Source organism: Brevundimonas sp. (assembly GCF_050729455.1).
Taxonomy (GTDB): domain Bacteria; phylum Pseudomonadota; class Alphaproteobacteria; order Caulobacterales; family Caulobacteraceae; genus Brevundimonas.
This window is the reverse complement of sequence record NZ_JBOHLI010000003.1, coordinates 1-19,401: the sequence shown is the minus strand read 5'-3', so window position 1 is coordinate 19,401 and position 19,401 is coordinate 1. Positions and strand designations below refer to the sequence as shown.

At 67.7% G+C, this 19,401-nt stretch carries 18 protein-coding genes; 12 read left to right on the top strand and 6 right to left on the bottom strand.

What is annotated here, in order from left to right; translation table 11 throughout:
• Positions 1–11 precede the first annotated feature (11 nt).
• The 4 genes from secD (at position 12) to ACREEF_RS01360 (ending at position 3,980) form a co-directional block, all read left to right on the top strand.
• Positions 12–1,610: a protein translocase subunit SecD gene (secD, locus tag ACREEF_RS01375; protein ID WP_431563822.1), complete on the top strand. Its 1,599-nt coding sequence runs from the start codon at positions 12–14 to the stop codon at positions 1,608–1,610.
• Positions 1,610–2,581 carry a protein translocase subunit SecF gene (gene secF / locus ACREEF_RS01370; protein WP_431563821.1) on the top strand — a complete coding sequence of 324 codons (972 nt, stop codon included), beginning with the start codon at positions 1,610–1,612 and terminating at the stop codon, positions 2,579–2,581. The genes secD and secF overlap by 1 nt, the downstream gene beginning before the upstream one ends.
• Positions 2,582–2,672: 91 nt before the next feature.
• The gene (locus ACREEF_RS01365) at positions 2,673–3,293 is read left to right on the top strand and encodes a hypothetical protein (RefSeq protein ID WP_431563820.1); all 621 of its coding nucleotides are present in this window, start codon (positions 2,673–2,675) and stop codon (positions 3,291–3,293) included.
• Between the two features lie 54 nt (positions 3,294–3,347).
• Positions 3,348–3,980 (top strand): squalene/phytoene synthase family protein, encoded by a 633-nt coding sequence (locus ACREEF_RS01360; protein ID WP_431563819.1) that lies wholly within the window; start codon positions 3,348–3,350, stop codon positions 3,978–3,980.
• Here the strand turns inward: ACREEF_RS01360 and ACREEF_RS01355 are convergent.
• On the bottom strand, positions 3,977–4,855 hold the full coding sequence (locus ACREEF_RS01355; RefSeq protein ID WP_431563818.1) for an MBL fold metallo-hydrolase: 879 nt from the start codon (positions 4,853–4,855) through the stop codon (positions 3,977–3,979). The two genes, ACREEF_RS01360 and ACREEF_RS01355, sit on opposite strands and share 4 nt — an antisense overlap.
• 74 nt (positions 4,856–4,929) lie before the next feature.
• Here ACREEF_RS01355 and ACREEF_RS01350 point away from each other — a divergent pair, with 74 nt between their 5' ends.
• From ACREEF_RS01350 to ACREEF_RS01340, 3 genes are read left to right on the top strand one after another with little or no spacing between them, the layout of a single operon-like run.
• Positions 4,930–5,253, top strand: coding sequence for an ArsR/SmtB family transcription factor (locus ACREEF_RS01350; protein WP_431563817.1), 324 nt, complete (start codon positions 4,930–4,932; stop codon positions 5,251–5,253).
• A 28-nt stretch (positions 5,254–5,281) separates the two neighbouring features.
• Positions 5,282–5,815 carry a rhodanese family protein gene (locus ACREEF_RS01345; RefSeq protein WP_431563816.1) on the top strand — a complete coding sequence of 178 codons (534 nt, stop codon included), beginning with the start codon at positions 5,282–5,284 and terminating at the stop codon, positions 5,813–5,815.
• A 4-nt stretch (positions 5,816–5,819) separates the two neighbouring features.
• Positions 5,820–6,596, top strand: a complete 777-nt coding sequence (locus tag ACREEF_RS01340; protein WP_431563815.1) for a sulfite exporter TauE/SafE family protein — start codon at positions 5,820–5,822, stop codon at positions 6,594–6,596.
• 2 nt (positions 6,597–6,598) lie between these two features.
• Here the strand turns inward: ACREEF_RS01340 and ACREEF_RS01335 are convergent, their stop codons facing one another.
• A complete protein-coding gene (locus ACREEF_RS01335) occupies positions 6,599–7,090 on the bottom strand; it encodes a MarR family winged helix-turn-helix transcriptional regulator (protein ID WP_431563814.1) in 492 nt (163 codons plus the stop codon).
• Positions 7,091–7,158: 68 nt separating this feature from the next.
• Between ACREEF_RS01335 and ACREEF_RS01330 the strand changes: the two genes are divergently transcribed.
• Both ACREEF_RS01330 and ACREEF_RS01325 read left to right on the top strand, forming a co-directional pair.
• Positions 7,159–8,364 carry an MFS transporter gene (locus ACREEF_RS01330; protein WP_431563813.1) on the top strand — a complete coding sequence of 402 codons (1,206 nt, stop codon included), beginning with the start codon at positions 7,159–7,161 and terminating at the stop codon, positions 8,362–8,364.
• A gap of 85 nt (positions 8,365–8,449) precedes the next feature.
• Complete coding sequence (locus tag ACREEF_RS01325) at positions 8,450–9,175, top strand: sterol desaturase family protein (protein ID WP_431563812.1); 726 nt, start codon at positions 8,450–8,452, stop codon at positions 9,173–9,175.
• Between the two features lie 6 nt (positions 9,176–9,181).
• Here the strand turns inward: ACREEF_RS01325 and trmFO are convergent, their stop codons facing one another.
• Complete coding sequence (gene trmFO / locus ACREEF_RS01320) at positions 9,182–10,579, bottom strand: methylenetetrahydrofolate--tRNA-(uracil(54)-C(5))-methyltransferase (FADH(2)-oxidizing) TrmFO (protein ID WP_431563811.1); 1,398 nt, start codon at positions 10,577–10,579, stop codon at positions 9,182–9,184.
• Positions 10,580–10,854: 275 nt separating this feature from the next.
• Between trmFO and ACREEF_RS01315 the strand changes: the two genes are divergently transcribed.
• Both ACREEF_RS01315 and ACREEF_RS01310 read left to right on the top strand, forming a co-directional pair.
• Positions 10,855–11,295 carry a hypothetical protein gene (locus ACREEF_RS01315; protein WP_431563810.1) on the top strand — a complete coding sequence of 147 codons (441 nt, stop codon included), beginning with the start codon at positions 10,855–10,857 and terminating at the stop codon, positions 11,293–11,295.
• On the top strand, positions 11,264–12,157 hold the full coding sequence (locus ACREEF_RS01310; RefSeq protein ID WP_431563809.1) for a hypothetical protein: 894 nt from the start codon (positions 11,264–11,266) through the stop codon (positions 12,155–12,157). Before ACREEF_RS01315 ends, ACREEF_RS01310 begins: the two co-directional genes overlap by 32 nt.
• A gap of 27 nt (positions 12,158–12,184) precedes the next feature.
• Here ACREEF_RS01310 and uvrA read toward each other — a convergent pair whose 3' ends face one another.
• Both uvrA and ACREEF_RS01300 read right to left on the bottom strand, forming a co-directional pair.
• On the bottom strand, positions 12,185–15,124 hold the full coding sequence (gene uvrA, locus ACREEF_RS01305) for an excinuclease ABC subunit UvrA (protein WP_431563808.1): 2,940 nt from the start codon (positions 15,122–15,124) through the stop codon (positions 12,185–12,187).
• A gap of 114 nt (positions 15,125–15,238) precedes the next feature.
• A complete protein-coding gene (locus ACREEF_RS01300) occupies positions 15,239–15,763 on the bottom strand; it encodes a group III truncated hemoglobin (RefSeq protein ID WP_431563807.1) in 525 nt (174 codons plus the stop codon).
• 183 nt (positions 15,764–15,946) lie between these two features.
• On the opposite strand from ACREEF_RS01300, the gene ACREEF_RS01295 reads away from it, so the two are divergent.
• Positions 15,947–17,563 (top strand): ABC-F family ATP-binding cassette domain-containing protein, encoded by a 1,617-nt coding sequence (locus ACREEF_RS01295; protein ID WP_431563806.1) that lies wholly within the window; start codon positions 15,947–15,949, stop codon positions 17,561–17,563.
• Positions 17,564–17,720: 157 nt separating this feature from the next.
• On the opposite strand, the gene ACREEF_RS01290 is transcribed toward ACREEF_RS01295, so the two are convergent.
• A complete protein-coding gene (locus tag ACREEF_RS01290; protein ID WP_431563805.1) occupies positions 17,721–19,307 on the bottom strand; it encodes an EAL domain-containing protein in 1,587 nt (528 codons plus the stop codon).
• Positions 19,308–19,401: the final 94 nt, after the last annotated feature.

Genomic DNA, 19,401 nt, shown 5'->3' with positions numbered 1-19,401 from the left:
AGAGCCCTGACATGATTCAGCTTTCGCGCTGGAAAATCGTCCTGGTCGTGCTGTCGCTCGTTTTCGGGCTGCTGCTGGCCTTCCCCAATGTCCTGACGCCCGCCCAGCGCGAGGCTCTGCCCGGCTGGCTGCCGAAGAACGGTCTGAACCTGGGCCTCGACCTTCAGGGCGGGTCCTACCTGCTGCTGGAAGTCGACGTCCCGGCGATGCGCGCCAAACGCGTCACCAACCTGGTCGAAGACGTTCGCGTCACCCTGGCCGAACAGAAGATCCCCATCGGCGGCCTGCAACGCGAATCCGGCGGCGTGGTCGTGACGATCGGCGAGGGGGCGCAATACGACGCCGCCCTGACCGCCTTGCGCACCCTGGCCCAGACCGGCGCGCCGCAAGGTCAGGCTGATCGCGTCGTCACGCGCCTGAACGACAATCGCATCCGTTTCGCCTTCACCGACGCCGCCCTGGCGTCCATGGGCGCGACGGCGGTGGATCAGTCGATCGAAGTCGTCCGTCGCCGGATCGACAGCTCCGGCACCAAGGAAATCTCGATCACCCGCCAGGGCGCCGACCGCATCGTCGTCCAGGCTCCGGGTGAAAGCGATCCGGCCAAGCTGGAGGCCGTCATCGGCCAGACGGCGCAACTGACCTTCCAGATGGTGGACAGCAGCGCCAATGGTCTGCAGGACGCGCTGGCTGGCCGCGTGCCGCCCGATGCAGAACTGCTGGTCGGCGAGGACGGCGTCACGCCCTATCTGGTCAAGAAGCGCGTGCTGGTCTCGGGCGAGAACCTGACCCGCGCCGGCGTCGGCTCGGACCAGAACGGCCGCCCCGCCATCGATTTCCGCTTTGACGGTCAGGGCGCGCGGCGCTTCGCTGAAGCCACGAGCCAGAACATCGGCAAGCCTTTCGCCATCATCCTGGACGGTAAGGTCATCTCGGCCCCGACCATTCAGGTTCCGATCACCAGCGGTTCGGGACAGATCACCGGCAACTTCTCGATCGAGTCCGCCGCCACCCTGGTGAACCTGCTGAACGGCGGCGCTCTGCCGGCGCCGTTGAAGGTCGAGGAACGTCGCGTGGTCGGCGCCGAACTGGGGGCTGACGCCATCAAGGCGGGTCAGATTTCGACCGCGGTCGGCTTTGTGATCATCGTCACGTTCATGTTCCTGTCCTACGGCTTCCTGTTCGGCGGCATCTCGGTCATTGGCCTGGTGCTGAACGGGATTCTGATCGTGGCGGCCATGTCGCTGTTCCAGGCGACGTTGACCCTGCCAGGTATCGCCGGCCTGATCCTGACCTTCGCGGTGGCGGTCGACGCCAACGTGCTGATCTATGAGCGGATGCGCGACGAAGCGCGGGCGGGCCGTTCGGTCATCGCCTCAATGGACGCGGGCTTCAACAAGGCCATGGGCACCATCATCGACGCCAACCTGACGAACCTGATGGCGGCGCTGATCATGTTCGCCTTCGGCGCTGGCCCTGTGCGCGGCTTCGCCTGGACGCTGACCATCGGCGTCATCACCTCCATGTTCTCCTCGGTGATGGTCGCCCAGGTTCTGCTTGGGTACTGGCTCAAAGTCGCCAAGCCCAAAAAACTGCCGATCGCGGAGTGATGGCGATGCGTGGATGGCCTTTGATTAAACTGCTGCCGAACAAGACGAACTTCTATTTTGTGAAGTACGCCTTGCCGGCGGGTCTGCTGTCGCTGGTGCTGTGCATCGCCTCGATCGTCGCCTGCTTCTATCCCGGCCTTGAAATGGGCATCGACTTCAAGGGGGGCGCGGTCATGGAAATGACCGCCCCCGCCGGCAAGTCGATCGACGCCGGCGCGGTCCGCGAAGCCATGGGCAAGCTCAATCTGGGCGAAGTCCAGGTTCAGAATATCGATGGCGCCCAGCGCGCCATCGTCCGCTTCCAGGTGCCGGACAACGAGGACCAGACGGCGGTCGTGACGCGGGTCCAGAAGGGTATCACCGACGCCGTCGGCCAGGTCGCCTTCTCGGGCACCAGCGTCGTCGGCTCCAAGGTGTCGGGCGAGCTGTTCAGCAGCGGCCTGATGGCGCTGGGCGCGGCCATCGTGCTGATGTTCGCCTACATCTGGTTCCGGTTCGAGCCGCAGTTCGGCTTCGGCGCCGTGGTCGGTCTGGTTCACGACGTGGTCCTGACCTTCGGCCTGATCGTGCTGTTCCGGCTGGAGTTCAGCCTGAACATGGTCGCCGCCATCCTGACCGTCATCGGTTATTCGATGAACGATACGGTCGTGGTGTTCGACCGCCTTCGCGAGAACCTGCGCAAGTACAAGACCATGCCTCTGCGCGAAGTGATCGACCTGTCGATCAACGAAACCCTGTCGCGGACCATCATCACCGGCATCACCGCCGTCATGGTGCTGGGGGCGCTGGCCGTGTTCGGCGGCGAGGCCCTGTTCGGCTTCTCCATCGCCCTGATGGCCGGCATCATCATCGGCACCTATTCGTCGATCTATGTCTGCGCGCCGATCATCCTGCTGTGGGGCGTCAAGCGCGGCGGCTCTGCTGACGAGGACGCCAAGCCGGTCAAGTTCGGCATGGCAAGCCGCCCCTGAGGGCAGGCTCCACCTGAAATACTCCTCCTTCCCCCGGGCGGGGAGGGAGGAGTAAGGTCACGCTTCCTGATTCCGACCCGGGGAGGGGCGCATGGCCAAACTGCTTTCCAACTTCAGAACGACATTCCTGCTCAGCATCCTGCTGGCGAGCGTCATGATCTTCGCCTTCGGCCGCATCGCGCCGGGCGGTTTCGATCTCGGCTTCGCCCAGGCGGCCTTCCGCTGGGTCCACGTCGTCGCAGGCATCCTGTGGATCGGCCTGCTCTACTATTTCAACTTCGTGCAAATCCGGGTCATGCCGTCGATCCCGGCCGAGCTGAAGCCCGCCGTCAGCAAGCATATCGCGCCCGAGGCCCTGTTCTGGTTCCGCTGGTCGGCGCTGGTGACGGTGCTGGCGGGGATCGCGGTCCTGTTCACGCGCGGCCACGCCTATGCCCACGAGGTCCTGACCTTCGGCCTGGCCGGCGGTCTGAACGCAGGCGACCAGCAGTTCGCCCTGATGGGGATCGGCGTCTGGCTGGCCATCGTCATGTTCCTGAACGTCTGGGGTGTGATCTGGCCGAACCAGAAACGGGCCCTGGGCATCGTCCCGGCCGACGACGACAAGAAGGCCAAGGCCGCGCGCATCGCCATGCTGGGCAGCCGTACCAACCTGTTGCTGTCGCTGCCGATGCTGACCTCGATGGCCATGTATCAGACCCTGTTCGGCTGAGACTTGCGCTCTGAGGCTTGAACCCCATCCCGCAATGGCCGATGGCCTTGCGGGATGACTGCTTCTGTTGATCTCGATACCCAGGTCCGCGCCGCCGACCCCGACCGCTGGCTGTCCAGCCGGTTCGTGGCCGATGTTCAGGCGCGCGCGGACCTGATCGCCCTCTACGCCTTCGAGGCGGAACTGCTGGCCATTCCCACCCGCGTCACCCAGCCCATGCTGGCCGAGATGCGCTACACATGGTGGGCCGAGCAGATGGAGGGCGTCTTCGCCAACACTCCGCGCGTCGGTCATCCGGTCCTGGAGGCCCTGACCGCCGCCGTCGCCCGTCACGGGCTGGAACGCGCGCCCTTCGACGCCCTGATCGAGGCCCATATCGGCCGGGTGCACGGCGAGCCGCACGACCTGGACGCCTTCTATGTCGGCCCCATGCAGATCGCGGCGCGAATGCTGGCGGGCGAGGGGCATGATGCAACGGTCGTGGAGGCAGGACGCCTCTGGGCGCTGTCGCAGACGGGGCGGGGCGATGAAGCGAAGGCTCAGGCCGCCGCCGCCAACGCCAACCTGAAGACCCTGCCGACCGCCGCCTTTCCCGCCGTTGCGCACGCTACCTTGATCCGTTCGGATGAGCCGGAACCGCTGAAGCGGCTGCGGCTGTTCTGGGGCGTGCTGCGCGGTCGGGTCTAGATCGCGTTCAGCGGCAGCTTCAGGAACCGCTTGCCTGACGCCTCGGCCGGCGGCAGGGCGCCGGCGCGGATGTTGACCTGAAGCGCCGGCAGGATCAGCTGCGGCGGCGCCAGGGTGGCGTCGCGCGCCTCGCGCATGGCGACGAATTCGTCTTCGGGTCGGCCGGCGATGTGGATGTTGGCTTTCTCCTCGCCGACAGTCGTTTCCCAGTGGAATTCGGTGCGTCCGTCTTGCGGCAGGTAGTCGTGGCCGACGAAGACGCGCATGGCTTCGGGCAGGGCCAGGATCTTCTGGATCGTGTGATACAGGGTCCGGGCGTCGCCGCCTGGGAAGTCGCAGCGCGCAGTGCCGTAGTCGGGCATGAACAGGGCGTCGCCGACGAAGACCGCGTCGCCGATGCGATAGCTGACGCAGGCGGGCGTATGGCCGGGCGTATGCATGACCTCGACCGCCAGCTCGCCCAGCTTGAAGCGGGCGCCGTCGGCGTAGGTCTCGTCGAACACCACGGCGTCGGGCGTGACGTCGGCGGCCTCGAACAGGTCGCCGAAGGTTTTCTGCACGCGGGTGATCTTCTCGCCGATGCCGATGGGCGCGCCGGTGCGCGTGCGGATGACGTCGGCGCCGGTCAGATGGTCGGCGTGGGCGTGGGTTTCCAGCACGCGTTCCAGCTTCAGCCCCCGGTCGCGGACAGCGTTCAGCACCCGGTCGATGGAGCCCGTCGAGGTGCGGGCCGCCGCCGGATCATAGTCCAGCACCGGGTCGATGATGGCCGCTGCGCCCGTCGCGGGATCGGCGACCAGATAGGTCACGGTGTGGGTCGCAGGATCGAAAAGGCCGACGACATCGGGACTGTTTGCAGCGGCGGAAAGGGTCATGGCGTCAGCCTCCTGGATCGCGGCTAGATATATTAGTCATTGCTAATTTAACAAGTGCTTATATATTGACGTCCATGATCGACCTGAACGCCATCGGACTGGAACGCTTTCAAGCCAATGCGGGCAGCGCCGCCCGGCTGCTAAAATCGCTGTCCAATGAAAACCGCCTGATGATCCTATGCCAGATCGGCGAGGGCGAGCGGCAGGTCGCGGATCTGTTGCCGCTGGTCGGCCTGTCGCAATCGGCCCTGTCCCAGCATCTGGCGCGCCTGCGCGAGGACGGACTGGTCAGTGCGCGAAAGAGCAGCACCGCCGTCTTCTATCGAATCGCTGATCCCGCCGCCCTGCAGGTGATCGGCGTTCTGGCCGAGATCTTCTGTCCTCCCGCTTCGGCCTGAGACCCTCCCCAGTTCCAAGGACCTGACCATGAACCCGCTTGTCTCCCTGTCGCCTGCAGACGTCGCCGCTCGCATGAAGGCGCGGACCGCCGTGCTGGTCGACGTGCGCGAACCCGACGAACATGCGCGCGAACATATCGCCGGGGCCGTCGCGGCCCCGCTGTCGGCTTTTGAGGCCGCGAACCTCGCGCTGACGCCGGGCAAGGACGTCATCTTCATGTGCCGCAGCGGCAACCGGACCGGCGCGCACTGCGACCGGCTGGCCGCGCGCGTCGACGGCCCGGCCCACGTGCTGGCGGGCGGTCTGGACGCCTGGAAGAAGGCCGGGCTGCCGGTCAAGACCGACGCCAAGCAGCCGCTGGAGCTGATGCGTCAGGTGCAGATGGCGGCGGGTGGGCTGATCCTGCTGGGCGGCGCCCTGGGCCTGGCCGTGCATCCCGCCTTCTGGGGCATCAGCGCCTTTGTCGGCGCGGGCCTGTTCGTGGCCGGGGCGACGGGCTTCTGCGGCATGGCGCGCCTGCTGGCGGTCATGCCGTGGAACCGGACCATGAAGCGGGCCTGAGGCCATGGAGCCGATCCAGCTGCTTCTGGCGGGCCTGAGCGGAGGCGTCGTCACTCTGCTGCTGACGGTGTTCGGCGGCGGCGGGTCGGTTCTGGCCGTGCCGTTGCTGCTCTATGTCGTCGGCGTGCGCGACCCGCATGTGGCCATCGGCGCCTCGGCGGCCGGGGTGTCTCTGAACGCGCTGACGGCCCTGGCCGGTCAGGCCAAGGCGAGGCGGGTGCGCTGGCCCTGCGCGGTGATGTTCGCGGTTGTCGGCGCGCTGGCGGCCTGGGTTGGGTCGTCGGCAGCCAAGGCCATCGACGGTCATCACCTGCTGCTGATCTTTGCGGTGGCCATGGCGGCGGTTGGTCTGGCCATGATGCTGCCCAAGAAGAGCGAGGGTGATCCGGGCGTGCGTCTGAACCGGGGCATGGCGCCGCGCGTGGCGGTGTCGGGGGCCGGCGTCGGCGTCGCGGCGGGCTTCTTCGGCATCGGCGGCGGCTTCCTCATCGTGCCGGGCCTGATGTGGGCCACCGGCATGACCCTGGCCGCGGCGCAGGCGACGTCCTTGCTCAGCGTCGCTGCCTTCGGGGCCAGCACGGCGGTGAACTACAGCCTGTCCGGGCTGGTCGACTGGGGCGTGGTCGCGGCCATGACGGTCGGCGGCGCGGCGGGGACGATGGCGGGCCTGCCGCTGTCGAAGCGGCTGGGGGCGAATGCGGTCCTGGGCCGTCAGTTGTTCGCCGGGCTGATCCTGATCGTCGCCGTCTATGTGGCGTTCAAGGCGATCACCGGCGGCTGATTTCAGTCGCAGAGGCCGTCGATCAGGCGGGCCAGCAGGGCGTTCAGCGTCTTCTGCTCATCGAGCGACAGCGGCGCGAGGATGTCTCGCGCCGCTTCTTCGTGTTCGGGCATGATGGTTTCGATCAGGTCCAAGCCCTTGTCGGTCAGGCGGACCAGGGTGGCGCGACGGTCGGTCGGGTGGGGGCCGCGCGCGACCAGGCCTGCCTTTTCCAGCCGGTCGATGCGGGCCGTCATGCCGCCGGACGACATCATGGCCGCTTCGAACAGGGCGGTCGGCGTCAGGCCTTCGGGCGCGCCCGAGCGGCGCAGGGTGGCCAGGGCGTCGAACTCGCCCTGTTGCAGGCCGTAGCGGGCGTAGAGCGGCGCCTGGCGTTCCCGCGCGACCACGATGGAGGCCTCGTGCAGGCGGCCCAGCGCCTCCATCGGCAGCATGTCCATGTCGGGGCGCTGGACGGCCCATTGGGCGGCCGCGCGAGAGGCTCTGTCGGGCATGGGTTATCTTGACATCGAGATACTTGAGGTCGAGAGACTAGCGCGATTTTCCAGTGGAGTCCTCTGTCATGACCGCACGGTCCGACGCCGAACCGGCGCGCGGCGCGTCCCTGCTGCTATTGGCGGCTATCTTCGCACTGGCGCTGAACCTGCGCCCAGCGATGGCGGCGGTCGGGCCTCTGCTGGACTTGATTGAGGGCGCGACGGGGATGGATTCCACCGCCGCCAGCCTGCTGACGACCCTGCCGGTGGCGATGATCGGCCTCGGCGCCTTGTCGATCCGACCTCTGAGGCGGCGGCTGGGCGAGCGACGCGGCATCCTGCTGGGCGCGCTGCTGATCGGAGGGGCCTGTCTGGTACGGGCGTCGCTGAAGGACACGGCGGGCCTGATCGCCAGCGCAGCGGTCGTTGGTGTGGGCGTGGCCCTGATTCAGGCCCTGGCGCCGGTCGTGATCAAGCGGGCCTTCCCGACGCGGTTCGGCACGGTGATGGGCCTCTACACCACGGGCATCATGGGCGGGGCGGCGATCGCGGCGGCTACAGCGGCGGGACTGGCCGAGGCGGTCGGCTGGGCCTGGACGCTGGCGTTGTGGAGCGGGCCCGCCTTTGTGGCGGCGGTCATCTGGCTGATCGCCGCGCGCGACCCGGCGGCGGAAGAACCCGACCGGGCGGCCGTGGCCGAGGTGGTCCATCCCGAGCTTCCCTTCTGGAAGCAGGGCCGGGCGTGGAGCCTGATCTTCATCATGGGACTGGGGACCTCGGCCTATACGCTGGTGCTGGCCTGGCTGCCGCCCTTCTACGTCGATCTGGGGCAGGCGAGGGCGACGGCGGGTTATCTGCTCAGCGGCATGACCGGGGCCGAGGTGGCGGCGGGCGTCATCGTGTCGATGGTCATCGCGCGCTTCCCTGATCGACGCGTGCCGATCCTGACGGCGCTGGTGCTGGCCCTGATCGGTCTGGCGGGTCTGGTGGTCGCGCCAGTGACCATGGCTGTCCCGGTCGTGGTGGTCATGGGGCTGGGGATCGGGGCCATCTTCCCCCTGACCCTGATTCTGGCGATGGACCAGATCGACGACCCGAGCCGATCCGGCGACCTGCTCGCCTTCGTCCAGGGCGGGGGCTACATCATCGCCAGCCTGTCGCCGCTGGCCGCCGGCCTGCTGCGGGACCACATGGCCGACCTGACCGGGGCCTGGGTCCTGATGGGCGTCGGCGTCGTGGTTCTGGGCGTGATCACCTTGGGGTTCCGGCCGGGCCTGCCCAAGTTGCGTTAAAGGGCTGTGGCGCTTTGCGGCTTGTCTGGGCCGCCTCGGGAGGCTCACTATGCCGCCGTCATGGTCACGTGCCGGGGGGCCTCTCATGCTGCTGCTGGTCTATTTCGTGACCTTTGCCGCCTTATCGATTGTCTTCACACGCGAGGTCATCGCGCCGGCGTCCGGCGCATCGTGTGACAAGCGGTGGCGCCTTTATGCGGGCGCCTTGAACGCCGCCAACCTAGTCGTGGTCGTTGCGGCGGGTTTTCTCTTCAAGGGCTGGATCGACGGCCATTCGCTGCTGGGGCTCGGGGATCGGCTAGGCGTCGGATGGGGCAGTGTGGCCACCTTCCTGTGTTCGAGCCTTGTAGCCTACGGCTATCATCGCGCGGTACATGCGTCGGACCGTCTGTGGCGCTGGGTTCATCAGCTACACCATAGCCCCACGCGGATCGAGGCGCTGACGGCCTTCTACGTCCATCCGTTCGACGCTCTGCTGGCGAGCCTGCTCAACGCCTTTGGGGCCTATGTCGTGCTGGGCGTGCACGCTCCCGCAGCTGGGTTGGCCTTGCTTTATGTGACGTTGTTCAACCTGATCGCCCACGCCGACGTGCGCACGCCTCAGTGGCTGGGGTTTGTGGTGCAACGCCCCGAGATGCATCGGCTGCATCACGAGCGGGGCGTCCACGCCAGCAACTACGGCCTGCCGATCATCGACATGATGTTCGGCACCTGGCGCAACCCGAGGACCGTCGACGTCGAGTGCGGCTTTCCGGACGACAAGGAGCGGCTGATCGGCCAGATGCTGATGCTCAAGGACGTCGACGGCTGAGGTCGATCAGCTTGCGTCCCGCCAGGCCTTGAGGGCCTCCATCGCCCGGATGGATTGCAGGCGCTTCTTGGCGCGGCCGCGTTCCTTGGGATGGATGCGTTTGCCGTCCTCGTCGACCTTGGGGGCCTCCAGCGGCGGCAGCAGGCCGTAGTTGATGTTCATCGGCTGGAACTTGGAGCCTGCCAGGTGGCCGCCGGTGATGTGTTCGACCAGGGCGCCCATGGCGGTTTCGGGCGGCGGGGCCGACAGGTCGCGACCCAGGGCTTGTGCTGCGGCCAGACGGCCGGTCAGCAGGCCCATGGCGGCGCTTTCGACATAGCCTTCAACCCCGGTCACCTGACCGGCGAAGCGCAGGCGCGGCATGGCCTTCATGCGCAGTTGCTTGTCCAGCAGTTGCGGGCTGTTCAGGTAGGTGTTGCGGTGTAGGCCGCCCAGACGCGCGAACTGGGCGTTCTGCAGGCCCGGGATCATGCGGAAGGTCTCGGCCTGCGCCCCGTGCTTCAGCTTGGTCTGGAAGCCGACCATGTTGAACAGGGTGCCCAGGGCGTTGTCCTGACGCAGCTGGACGATGGCGTGGGCCTTGACCGTCGGGTTGCGCGGATTGGTCAGGCCGACCGGCTTCATCGGGCCGTGGCGCAGGGTCTCACGACCGCGCTCGGCCATGACCTCGATGGGCAGGCAGCCGTCGAAATAAGGAACGTTCTCCCAGTCCTTGAACTCGGCCTTGGGGCCGCCCAGCAGGGCGTCGATGAAGGCGTCGTACTGTTCCTTGTCCATCGGGCAGTTGACGTAGGCGGCGGCGTCGCCGCCGGGGCCTTCCTTGTCATAGCGCGACTGACGCCAGGCGATGTCGAAGTCGATGCTGTCGGCGTGGATGATGGGGGCGATGGCGTCGAAGAAGCTGAGGCTTTCCTCGCCGGTCATCTTCAGGATGGCGTCCGCCAGGGCGGGCGAGGTCAGCGGGCCGGTGGCGACGATGACGTTGTCCCACTCTTCGGGCGGCAGGCCGGCGACTTCCTCGCGCACGATGGTGACGAGCGGGTGGGCCTCCAGCTTGGCCGTCACGGCCTGCGAGAAGCCGTCGCGGTCGACGGCCAGGGCGCCGCCCGCCGGGACCTGATGGGCGTCGCCGCATTCCATGATGATCGAGCCCAGCGCCCGCATCTCGGCGTGCAGCAGACCGACGGCGTTGTATTCCCAGTCGTCCGAGCGGAAGGAGTTGGAGCAGACCAGCTCGGCTAGGCCATCCGTCTGGTGCGCGTCGGTCTTTATGCCCGGCACGCCGCGCATTTCATGCAGGATGACGGGCACGCCCGCCTGGGCGATCTGCCAGGCGGCTTCGGAACCGGCGAGGCCGCCGCCGATGACATGAATGGGCTGGGTGGAGGGCGCTGCGTTCGACATGGCGGCCTTCTAGCGGTCCCGGAGGCTTCCGTCAGCCTGTCTTACGCACGCAGGCCGCGACGAGGTGGCGCGTGCTATATGGTCTGGCTTAAGACGGCGGTTCAGAGGAGCCAGTCATGACCACGGCGTTTTCCATCGGCGAGGCCTTGGCCTCTGGCTTCAAACTGACGCGGCGCAGGCCGCTGCAGGTCTGGGCGTGGGCGTTGTGTCGGCTGCGCCGTCGCTGCTGTTCGGCGCGCTGATGCTGGTGCGTCATCCTGCGGGCCTGCCTGATCATGCCGGCCAGCGTGGCCCTGGGCGACTTCGCCTTTGTTCAGGGCTGGAAGCTGTCCAAGGGGCAGGTGCTGCGGCTGCTGGGGCTGAGCCTCGCGATCATCGCGGTCGTGCTGGCGATCGAATTGGCCCTGCTGGCGGTCGCCGCCGTGGTGCTGTTCCTTGTTGCGGGGCTCAATGTCTTCAGCCTGGCCAGCCATGCTGGAGAACGGCGCGCCGCCGACGGTGAACTGGGGCGTGTTGATCCCCTGGGCGCTGGCGGCCTTCGTGCCGTTGTCATGGCTGCAGGGCTTTCTGACCACGGTGACGATGGCGCCCTATGCCGAGGCCTGCCGGTCGCTGCTGGCGCAAGCGCCGCAAGACGAAGCGCGCCCGGTTGGGCTAGGCTGATCGGGAATCGAGGACGACTGCATGACTTTTCCCGCCACCGACTGCGCCTTTGAAGGTTTCCGCCTGACGCGACGCGCGCCCGTCGCCGTCTTGTGCTGGGCCGGGGCCTACGCCGTCTTCATCGGCATTCTGTTCCTGCTGGTGGGGCCGCATTTCGTTACCGTCCTGTCGGTCATCACCCAGATGCAGGCGCAGGGGCAGACCGAGCCTTCGCCGGAGGACGTGGAACGGTTGATGCAGGCCTATGGCGTCATCATCGGCTGGGCCATGCCGCTGGGGCTGCTGTTCAGCGCCGTCATCAGCACCGCCATCGCCCGGTCCGTCATCCGCCCGGAAGACCGCAAGTTCGGCTATTTGCGCCTCGGCAAGGATGAACTGCGGGTGCTGGGGGCCAGCCTGCTTGTGTCGCTAATCATGTTCGCCGTGACCTTCGCCGGCTTCATGATCGTTACCGTGGCGATGGCGGGGGCCATGGCCCTGCCGGCGTTGTGGCTGGTCGTGGTTCTGCTGTCGCTGGCGGTGATCGCGCTGCTCGCCTGGCTGTCAGTTCGGCTTAGCCTGGTCGTGCCGGCCACCTTCGCCGGGGGGCGGATCATGTTGAAGCCGGCCTTCGCCATGACGGGCAAGAAGGTGTTCTGGCCGCTGCTGGGCATGGCGATCATCGCCGGGGTCCTGGCTATGCTGGTGGGCCTGCTGGGTTCGGCCGTGGCGGCGCCGCTGAGCCTGATGGTCGGCGGGAACGAGCGGCTGGTGGCCATGGAAGGCGCGAGCGTTCCCAGCCTGCTGGGCGCGCTGGGGCCCATGCTGGCGGTGTCGCTGGTCGTCCAGGCCATCCTGTCGGCGGCCCAGATCGTGATTATGTACGCGCCGTTCTCGGCCGCCTATCTGCAGCTCAAGGGCGCGCCGCGCGCCTGATAAGGCAAGAGCGCCTGACCGGACCGGTCAGGCGCTCTTGCGGGCGCGGGGCTTCTTCTCGGCCTTCTGCACTTCAGGCAGGGCGGCCACGCGCCCCTTGCGGCGCTCTTCGTGGCGGTCCAGCACCTCCTTGAGGTATTTGCCGGTCCAGCTGGCGGGGTTGTCGGCCACCTGTTCCGGCGTGCCGAAGGCCACGATCTCGCCGCCGCCGTCGCCGCCCTCGGGACCGAAGTCCAGCAGGTAGTCGGCGACCTTGATGACATCCAGGTTGTGCTCGATGACGACGATGGTGTTGCCGTTGTCGACCAGTTCCTGAAGCACCTCCAGCAGCTTGCGCGTGTCCTCGAAATGCAGGCCGGTCGTGGGCTCGTCGAGGATGTAGAGGGTCTTGCCGGTGGCGCGGCGGGCCAGTTCCTTGGACAGCTTGACCCGCTGGGCCTCGCCGCCCGACAGGGTGGTGGCGGGCTGGCCGACCTTGACGTAGCCCAGGCCCACGCGCTCCAGCGTCAGCATCTTGTCGCGGATCGACGGCACGGCGTTGAAGAAGCGCGCGGCCTCCTCAACCGTCATGTCCAGAACGTCGGATATGCTCTTGCCCTTGAAGACAATTTCCAGGGTTTCGCGGTTGTAGCGCTTGCCCTTGCAGACATCGCAGGTGACGTAGACGTCGGGCAGGAAGTGCATCCCGATCTTGATGACGCCGTCGCCCTGACAGGCCTCGCAGCGGCCGCCCTTGACGTTGAAGCTGAAGCGGCCGGGACCATAGCCGCGCGCCTTGGACTCGGGCAGGCCCGCATACCAGTCACGGATCGGGTTGAAGGCCCCGGTATAGGTGGCCGGGTTCGAGCGCGGGGTGCGGCCGATGGGCGACTGGTCGATGTCGATGACCTTGTCGAACTGCTCCAGCCCCTCGATCCGGTCGAAGTTGGCCGGGGCGTCCGAGGCGTTGTGCAGGCGGCGCGCGGCGGCCTTGTAGAGCGTCTCGATGGTGAAGGTGGACTTGCCGCCGCCGGACACGCCGGTGACGCAGGTGAACAGGCCGACGGGGATCTCGCCGGTGACGTTCTTCAGGTTGTTGCCGGTGGCGCCGCTGATCTTCAGCATCCGCTTGCGGTCGACCGGGCGGCGGCCCTCGGGTGGCAGTTCGATCTCGCGCGCGCCGGTCAGGTATTGGCCGGTCAGGGAGTTCGGGTTGGCCATGACCTCGGCGGGCGTGCCCTGGGCGCAGATTTCGCCGCCATGGACGCCGGCGGCCGGACCCATGTCGATGACGTAGTCGGCGGTCAGGATCGCCTCCTCGTCATGCTCGACCACCAGGACCGAGTTGCCGAGGTCGCGCAGGCCCATCAGGCTTTCCAACAGGCGGGTGTTGTCGCGCTGGTGCAGGCCGATGGAGGGTTCGTCCAGCACATAGAGGACGCCGGTCAGGCCCGAGCCGATCTGCGAGGCCAGGCGGATGCGCTGGCTCTCGCCGCCCGACAGGGTGCCGGAGCTGCGTGACAGGCTGAGGTAGTCCAGGCCGACGTTGTTGAGGAAGCGCAGCCGGTCGGTGATCTCCTTGAGGATGCGGCGGCCGATCTCGCGCTGCTTGTCCGTCAGGTGGTCGTCCAGGGTGGTGAACCACAGATAGGCCTTGGAAATCGACAGCCAGCTGATCTCGGCGATGTCGGCGCCGCCGACCTTGACCGCCAGGGCCTCGGGCTTCAGGCGCTTGCCGCCGCAGACCTCGCAGGGGGTCTCGGACTGATAGCGGCCCAGTTCCTCGCGGACCCAGGCGCTGTCGGTCTCGCGCCAGCGACGTTCGAGGTTCGGCAGAACGCCCTCGAAGGCCTTGGAGACCTCGTACTTGCGGGCGTTGTCGTCATAGACGAACTTGATCTTCTCGGACCCGGTGCCGTGCAGGATGGCGCGGTGCGCCTGTTCCGGCAGGTCGCGCCAGGGCTTGTCCATCGAGAAGCCGAAATGCTGGGCCAGCGACTGTAGCGTCTGAGTGTAGAGCGGCGAGGGGCCGCGCGCCCAGGGAGCCACCGCCCCCTTGTGCAGGGTCTTGTCGCGGTCCGGGATCACCAGATCGGCGTCGAAGGCCAGCTTGACCCCCAGGCCGTCGCAGGTCGGGCAGGCGCCGAAGGGGTTGTTGAACGAGAACAGCCGCGGCTCGATCTCGCTGATGGTGAAGCCCGAGACGGGGCAGGCGAACTTCTCGGAAAAGACGATGCGGCGAGGCTCTTCGCCCTCGGGCGCATTCGCCCATTCAGCGGTGGCGATGCCGTCGGCCAGGTTCAGCGCGGTCTGGATGCTGTCGGCATAGCGCGGCTCAAGACCATCTTTGGTAACAATGCGATCCACGACGATATCGATGTCGTGCTTGAACTTCTTGTCGAGCGCGGGGGCGTCTTCGATGGCGTAGAATTCGCCGTCGATCTTGAGCCGCTGGAAGCCCTGCCGCTGCCACTCGGCCATTTCCTTCTTGTATTCGCCCTTGCGGCCGCGAACGACGGGGGCCAGCAGCAGCAGACGCTCGCCGTCGGGCAGGGCGGTCAGTTTATCGACCATCTGGCTGACGGTCTGGCTCTCGATCGGCAGGCCGGTGGCGGGCGAATAGGGCACGCCCACGCGCGCCCACAGCAGACGCATGTAATCGTGGATCTCGGTGACCGTGCCGACCGTCGAGCGCGGGTTCTTGGACGTCGTCTTCTGTTCGATGGAGATGGCCGGCGACAGGCCCTCGATCAGGTCCACGTCCGGCTTGCCCATCAGTTCCAGGAACTGACGCGCATAGGCCGAAAGGCTCTCGACATAGCGGCGCTGACCCTCGGCGTAGATGGTGTCGAAGGCCAGCGAGGACTTGCCCGACCCCGACAGTCCGGTCATCACGACCAGCTTCTCGCGCGGGATATCGACGTCCACGCCCTTGAGGTTGTGCTCGCGGGCGCCGCGAACGCGGATGAAGTTGTGCTTTTCGGTCATGGGCCCGGAAACGGTAAGCGGGAACGCGGGAGACCCCGAAAAACCGTTCGGGGCGACGCCGCTATATGGGGATCAATTCGCCCGAAACAGCAAGAACAATATGAGAACTTTTGCTCAGTCCTCGGGCGTCCAGGCGGGCTCCGGGCGGCGATAGCGCTCGCCGGGGCCGACCAGGACGCCGTTGGCGTTGGCGACGCCCAGTTCCAAGCTTTCGGCGATGCGGCGGGCGCGGACGATGAAGTGGTCGGCGGCGACGGGCGGGCAGAGGTCGCGGGCGGTCGCCTCGAAGATGTGCAGCCAGCGGTCGAAATGACGAGCGTCTATGGGCAGGGGCAGGTGTTTCGGCATGGGCCGGCCCTGATAGACGCCGGTAGAGAGGGCGACCGAGGACCAGAAGAGCTTCATCTGTTCCAGATGCGGACCCCAGTCCTCGATCCGTTCGGCGAAGATCGGGCCGATGAAGTCGTCGTCACGGACGCGGGCGTAGAAGCCCTCGACCAGGGCGTCGATCAGGGCCTCGTCAATGCCGGTTTCGGCGCGGATGCGGTCCCCCGCCTCGGCCCGGCGGGCGGCGGCCTCGGCCCGGTCGGGGGCGGGGCGGTCGATGCGGAAGGCGACGGTTCGGTCGGGCGCGGTCATGGGGCGAAGATAGGGGCTCGGCGCCGCATCGCAAAAGCGCAGCAGGAGAATTGGGGTTGCGTTGCGAAAGATCAGCACCCATCCTTTCATTCAGCCAACGTATTTGACGAGGAGGCACGACGATCATGATCAGCGCTCTGGAAATCGGTTTCGCCCTTTCCGCTCCGCTTTTCGTGCTCGCCTATGTCCTCGCTCAGCCCAAGCCTCAGCCCGTCCGTATCCGCGTTCGCGACGCTCAGCAGCGTCGCGGCCCGCACGCCTGACGGTCACACTCTCTTCGATAATCTGAGCCTCGCCTTCGGGCGCGAGCGCACGGCCGTGGTGGGCCGCAACGGCGTGGGCAAGACCACGTTGCTGCGTCTTGTCGCCGGTCTGGCCGAGCCCGCGGAGGGGACGGTGGCGCGCGCCGGGAGCGTCGGCTGGCTGGCCCAGACCTATGAGCCTGGGCCCGGCGAGACCGTGGCCGAGACCCTGGGCGCGGCGGAGCCTCTGGCCCTGTTGGCGCGGGTGCTGGCGGGCGAGGGCTCGGTCGAGGACATGGCCGAGGCGGACTGGACGCTGGAGGCGCGGCTGGGCGAGGCGCTGGGACAGGTCGGGTTGAGCGGGTTGGCGTTGGATCGCTCTACGGCCGGCCTGAGCGGCGGCGAGCAGACGCGGCTGCGCCTGGCGGGCCTGATGATGGCCGCGCCGGACCTGATCGTGCTGGACGAGCCGACCAACCATCTGGACGCCGAGGCGCGGGCTCTGGTGGCCGAGGTCGTGGGGCGCTGGCCGGGCGGGGTGCTGACGGTCAGCCATGACCGGGGCCTGCTGCGGCGGATGGACCGGATCGTGGAGCTGTCGAGCCTGGGGGCGCGGATCTATGGCGGCGGCTGGGACCTCTTTGTCGAGCGACGCGAGGCCGAACGGACGGCGGCGGAGCGCGATCTGGAGAGCGCCGAGCGTGAGGTTGGCCGTGCGGCGCGCGAGGCGCAGGCGGCGCTGGAGAAGAAGGCGAAGCGGGACAAGGCGGGGCGGGCGCATCGGGCGGGGACGTCCGATCCCAAGATCCTGCTGGACGCCAGGGCGCAGCGGGCCGAGGAAAGCGGTGCGCGCGAGGGGCGGCTGGCGGAGCGTCGCCGCGCCGAGGTCGAGGCGCAGCTGGTCGAGGCGCGCGAGCGGGTGGAACGGGCGCGGCTGCTGTCCGTGCCCATGCCTTCGACGGGGCTGGCGGCGGGCAAGGTCGTGCTGGCGCTGGACGGGGTTGAATCGCACAGTCCCGAGGGGCGACGGATCGTCGGGCCGGTGTCGCTGCGACTGACGGGACCGGAGCGGGTGGCGATCACGGGGCCGAACGGGGCGACCTTGCTCAAGCTGATCTCGGGCGCGTTGGCGCCGACGGCGGGGCGCATCGAGCGGCCGGTGGCGGCGGCCCTGCTGGACCAGGCGGCGGCGATCCTGAAGCCGGACGAGACCCTGATCGAGGCCTGGCGGCGGCTTAATCCGAAGGGGACGCCGAATGACGCTCACGCGGCGCTTGCCCGCTTTCTGTTTCGCAACACGGCGGCGCACTGGACGGTCGGGACCATGTCGGGCGGCGAACGGCTGAGGGCGGCGCTGGCCTGCGTCATGACGGGGGCACGACCGCCGCAGCTGCTGATCCTGGACGAGCCGACCAACCATCTGGATCTGGATTCCATCGCGGCGATCGAGGCGGCGCTGGCGGCCTATGACGGCGCACTGGTGATCGTCACCCATGATCGGGACTTCATGGACAATGTGGGGGTCGATCGGGAGGTTCGGTTGGCGCGGCCGGATTGATCCTGCTCATTCCGGCGGAGACCGGGATGAGCGGAGCGACGTGTCAAAGACCCTTCCTAGTGTGACGGAGGCTGTGACCATGGCGTGCGAAATTGGGTCGAGAGCCCTCAATCCCGGAAAACAGCGGGGATTGATACGCGGTCTTGTGACGTCTGCGTCAGCCCCAGGCTTCGACCATGCCCTGACGGCGGGCGCGAACGGCGACGGGGCCGGTCGTGACGGGCTCGGCCTCGGCGCGGCCGAAGAGCCAGCCCTGGCCGTGGTTGACGCCGAGGTCCTGAAGAGTCTGAGCGGCGTCCTCGGTCTCGATCATCTCGGCGATGGTGGTCATGCCCAGCGAACCGCACAGGTCGACCAGATGGCCGATCAGGGTGCGGGTGCGGGCGTCGCCGTCGACGCCGCGCACGAAGGCCCCGTCGATCTTGACCGCATCGACCGACAGGCCGCGCAGGTAGTCGAAGGCGGCGGAGCCCGCGCCGAAATCGTCGATGCAGACCTTGATCCCCGCGTCGCGCAGGGCGCCGAGGCGGCGGTTGGCGGCGGCGATGTCGGCCAAGGCGGCGGTTTCTGTGACCTCGACGATCAAGCGTTGGCGGTTGTCAGGCTCGGAGGCCGTCATGCGCAGCAAGGCCGCGACATAGGCGTCGTTGGCCAGGGAGGCGCCCGAGACGTTGATGGCGACCTTGAGCAGGCCCGACCCAGGCTGGCGCAGGCGGTGGACGATCTTTTCGGCCACAGCCAGATCGAAGCTCTCGATCAGGGCCAATTCCTCGGCCATGCGGATGGCGGGGGCGGGGCCGCCCGACTGCCCGAAGCGGGCCAGGGCCTCGAAGTGGTGCACGGCCCGCGTCTTCAGGTCGACGATGGGCTGATAGAAGAGGGCGAATTCCTTGTCGCGCACGATGCCGCGGAAGCGGTCGGCGTCCTTGAGCGTGCGCGACAGGGAGTCGGCGAAGCTGAGTTCCGGTTGGGCGGCGTTGTCCTTCAGGCAGCCCTCGATGGCGAAGCGCATGGCGCGCAGGGCGCACAGGGCGTCCGAGCCGACGGCGGTTTCGCTGGCGCGCGAAGTCAGGGTCAAGCCCTCGGCCAGCCCGGCCTCGCGGACTTCGGCCTCCAGGTCGCGACCGTCGTCGGCTTGCTTGATCAGGGCGTAGCGGTTGGCCGTCAGCTGACCCGCGCAGACGCCGTCGTGCGAGGCCGCTTGCAGTCGGACGCCGAGGCGAGCGGCGACGCGCTCGTTGGCGGCGTCGTTGGCGGCGCTGAGGCCCTGAACCTCGATGAAGGCCATGGCCAGACGTTGCAGGGCGGCGCCGGTCTTGCCGTTCAGGCCTTCGCGGGCGAGCGCCATGAAGCCTTCGGCGTCCGTCAGGGGGCAGGCCTCGAATTCCTCGAGCACGAACGGCTCGCCCTGCCAGGTCAGGGCGCAGGACACGGCGGGCGCCAGATCGGGCAGGACAAAGGCTCTGAACAGGGCGCGACGCACGCGGCCGTCGCCGCAGTCGGCAAGAATTTCCAGCGGGAGGCTGCGCTCTCCGCCGGTCAGGCTGCGAAGCGTCTCCAGGACCGCCGAGCGGCTGGAAAACGACAGCAGGTCAGCGAAGGGGCGGCCGATCCAGCTCGCCGTCAATTGTCCCGCCGTCGGCCCGGCGCCGAGGGCGAAGGTGATCTCGACCTTGTCGTTCACCTCGACGAGCGCGTCGGCGGCGGCGAAGGCCAGACCAAGAAGGCGGGATTTCAGGTTCATGGGCCGACCCATGCGGGGTCGGCCGTTAAGAAAGCGCGGATCGACACCGGATTTCTTTCGACTCGATCAGGCCTTGCGGTTCAGGGCCACGGCG

Excerpts from the sequence above, each read along its gene's own strand:
- ACREEF_RS01340 (WP_431563815.1), top strand. The coding sequence starts at position 5,820 with ATGGAGCCGATCCAGCTGCTTCTGGCGGGCCTGAGCGGAGGCGTCGTC.
- secF (WP_431563821.1), top strand. The coding sequence starts at position 1,610 with ATGGCGATGCGTGGATGGCCTTTGATTAAACTGCTGCCGAACAAGACG.
- ACREEF_RS01325 (WP_431563812.1), top strand. The coding sequence starts at position 8,450 with ATGCTGCTGCTGGTCTATTTCGTGACCTTTGCCGCCTTATCGATTGTC.
- ACREEF_RS01290 (WP_431563805.1), bottom strand. The coding sequence starts at position 19,307 with ATGAACCTGAAATCCCGCCTTCTTGGTCTGGCCTTCGCCGCCGCCGAC.
- ACREEF_RS01315 (WP_431563810.1), top strand. The coding sequence starts at position 10,855 with ATGCCGGCCAGCGTGGCCCTGGGCGACTTCGCCTTTGTTCAGGGCTGG.
- ACREEF_RS01360 (WP_431563819.1), top strand. The coding sequence starts at position 3,348 with ATGACTGCTTCTGTTGATCTCGATACCCAGGTCCGCGCCGCCGACCCC.
- ACREEF_RS01295 (WP_431563806.1), top strand. The coding sequence starts at position 15,947 with ATGTCCTCGCTCAGCCCAAGCCTCAGCCCGTCCGTATCCGCGTTCGCG.
- secD (WP_431563822.1), top strand. The coding sequence starts at position 12 with ATGATTCAGCTTTCGCGCTGGAAAATCGTCCTGGTCGTGCTGTCGCTC.
- ACREEF_RS01350 (WP_431563817.1), top strand. The coding sequence starts at position 4,930 with ATGATCGACCTGAACGCCATCGGACTGGAACGCTTTCAAGCCAATGCG.
- trmFO (WP_431563811.1), bottom strand. The coding sequence starts at position 10,579 with ATGTCGAACGCAGCGCCCTCCACCCAGCCCATTCATGTCATCGGCGGC.
- ACREEF_RS01345 (WP_431563816.1), top strand. The coding sequence starts at position 5,282 with ATGAACCCGCTTGTCTCCCTGTCGCCTGCAGACGTCGCCGCTCGCATG.
- ACREEF_RS01335 (WP_431563814.1), bottom strand. The coding sequence starts at position 7,090 with ATGCCCGACAGAGCCTCTCGCGCGGCCGCCCAATGGGCCGTCCAGCGC.
- ACREEF_RS01365 (WP_431563820.1), top strand. The coding sequence starts at position 2,673 with ATGGCCAAACTGCTTTCCAACTTCAGAACGACATTCCTGCTCAGCATC.
- ACREEF_RS01310 (WP_431563809.1), top strand. The coding sequence starts at position 11,264 with ATGACTTTTCCCGCCACCGACTGCGCCTTTGAAGGTTTCCGCCTGACG.
- ACREEF_RS01355 (WP_431563818.1), bottom strand. The coding sequence starts at position 4,855 with ATGACCCTTTCCGCCGCTGCAAACAGTCCCGATGTCGTCGGCCTTTTC.
- ACREEF_RS01330 (WP_431563813.1), top strand. The coding sequence starts at position 7,159 with ATGACCGCACGGTCCGACGCCGAACCGGCGCGCGGCGCGTCCCTGCTG.
- uvrA (WP_431563808.1), bottom strand. The coding sequence starts at position 15,124 with ATGACCGAAAAGCACAACTTCATCCGCGTTCGCGGCGCCCGCGAGCAC.
- ACREEF_RS01300 (WP_431563807.1), bottom strand. The coding sequence starts at position 15,763 with ATGACCGCGCCCGACCGAACCGTCGCCTTCCGCATCGACCGCCCCGCC.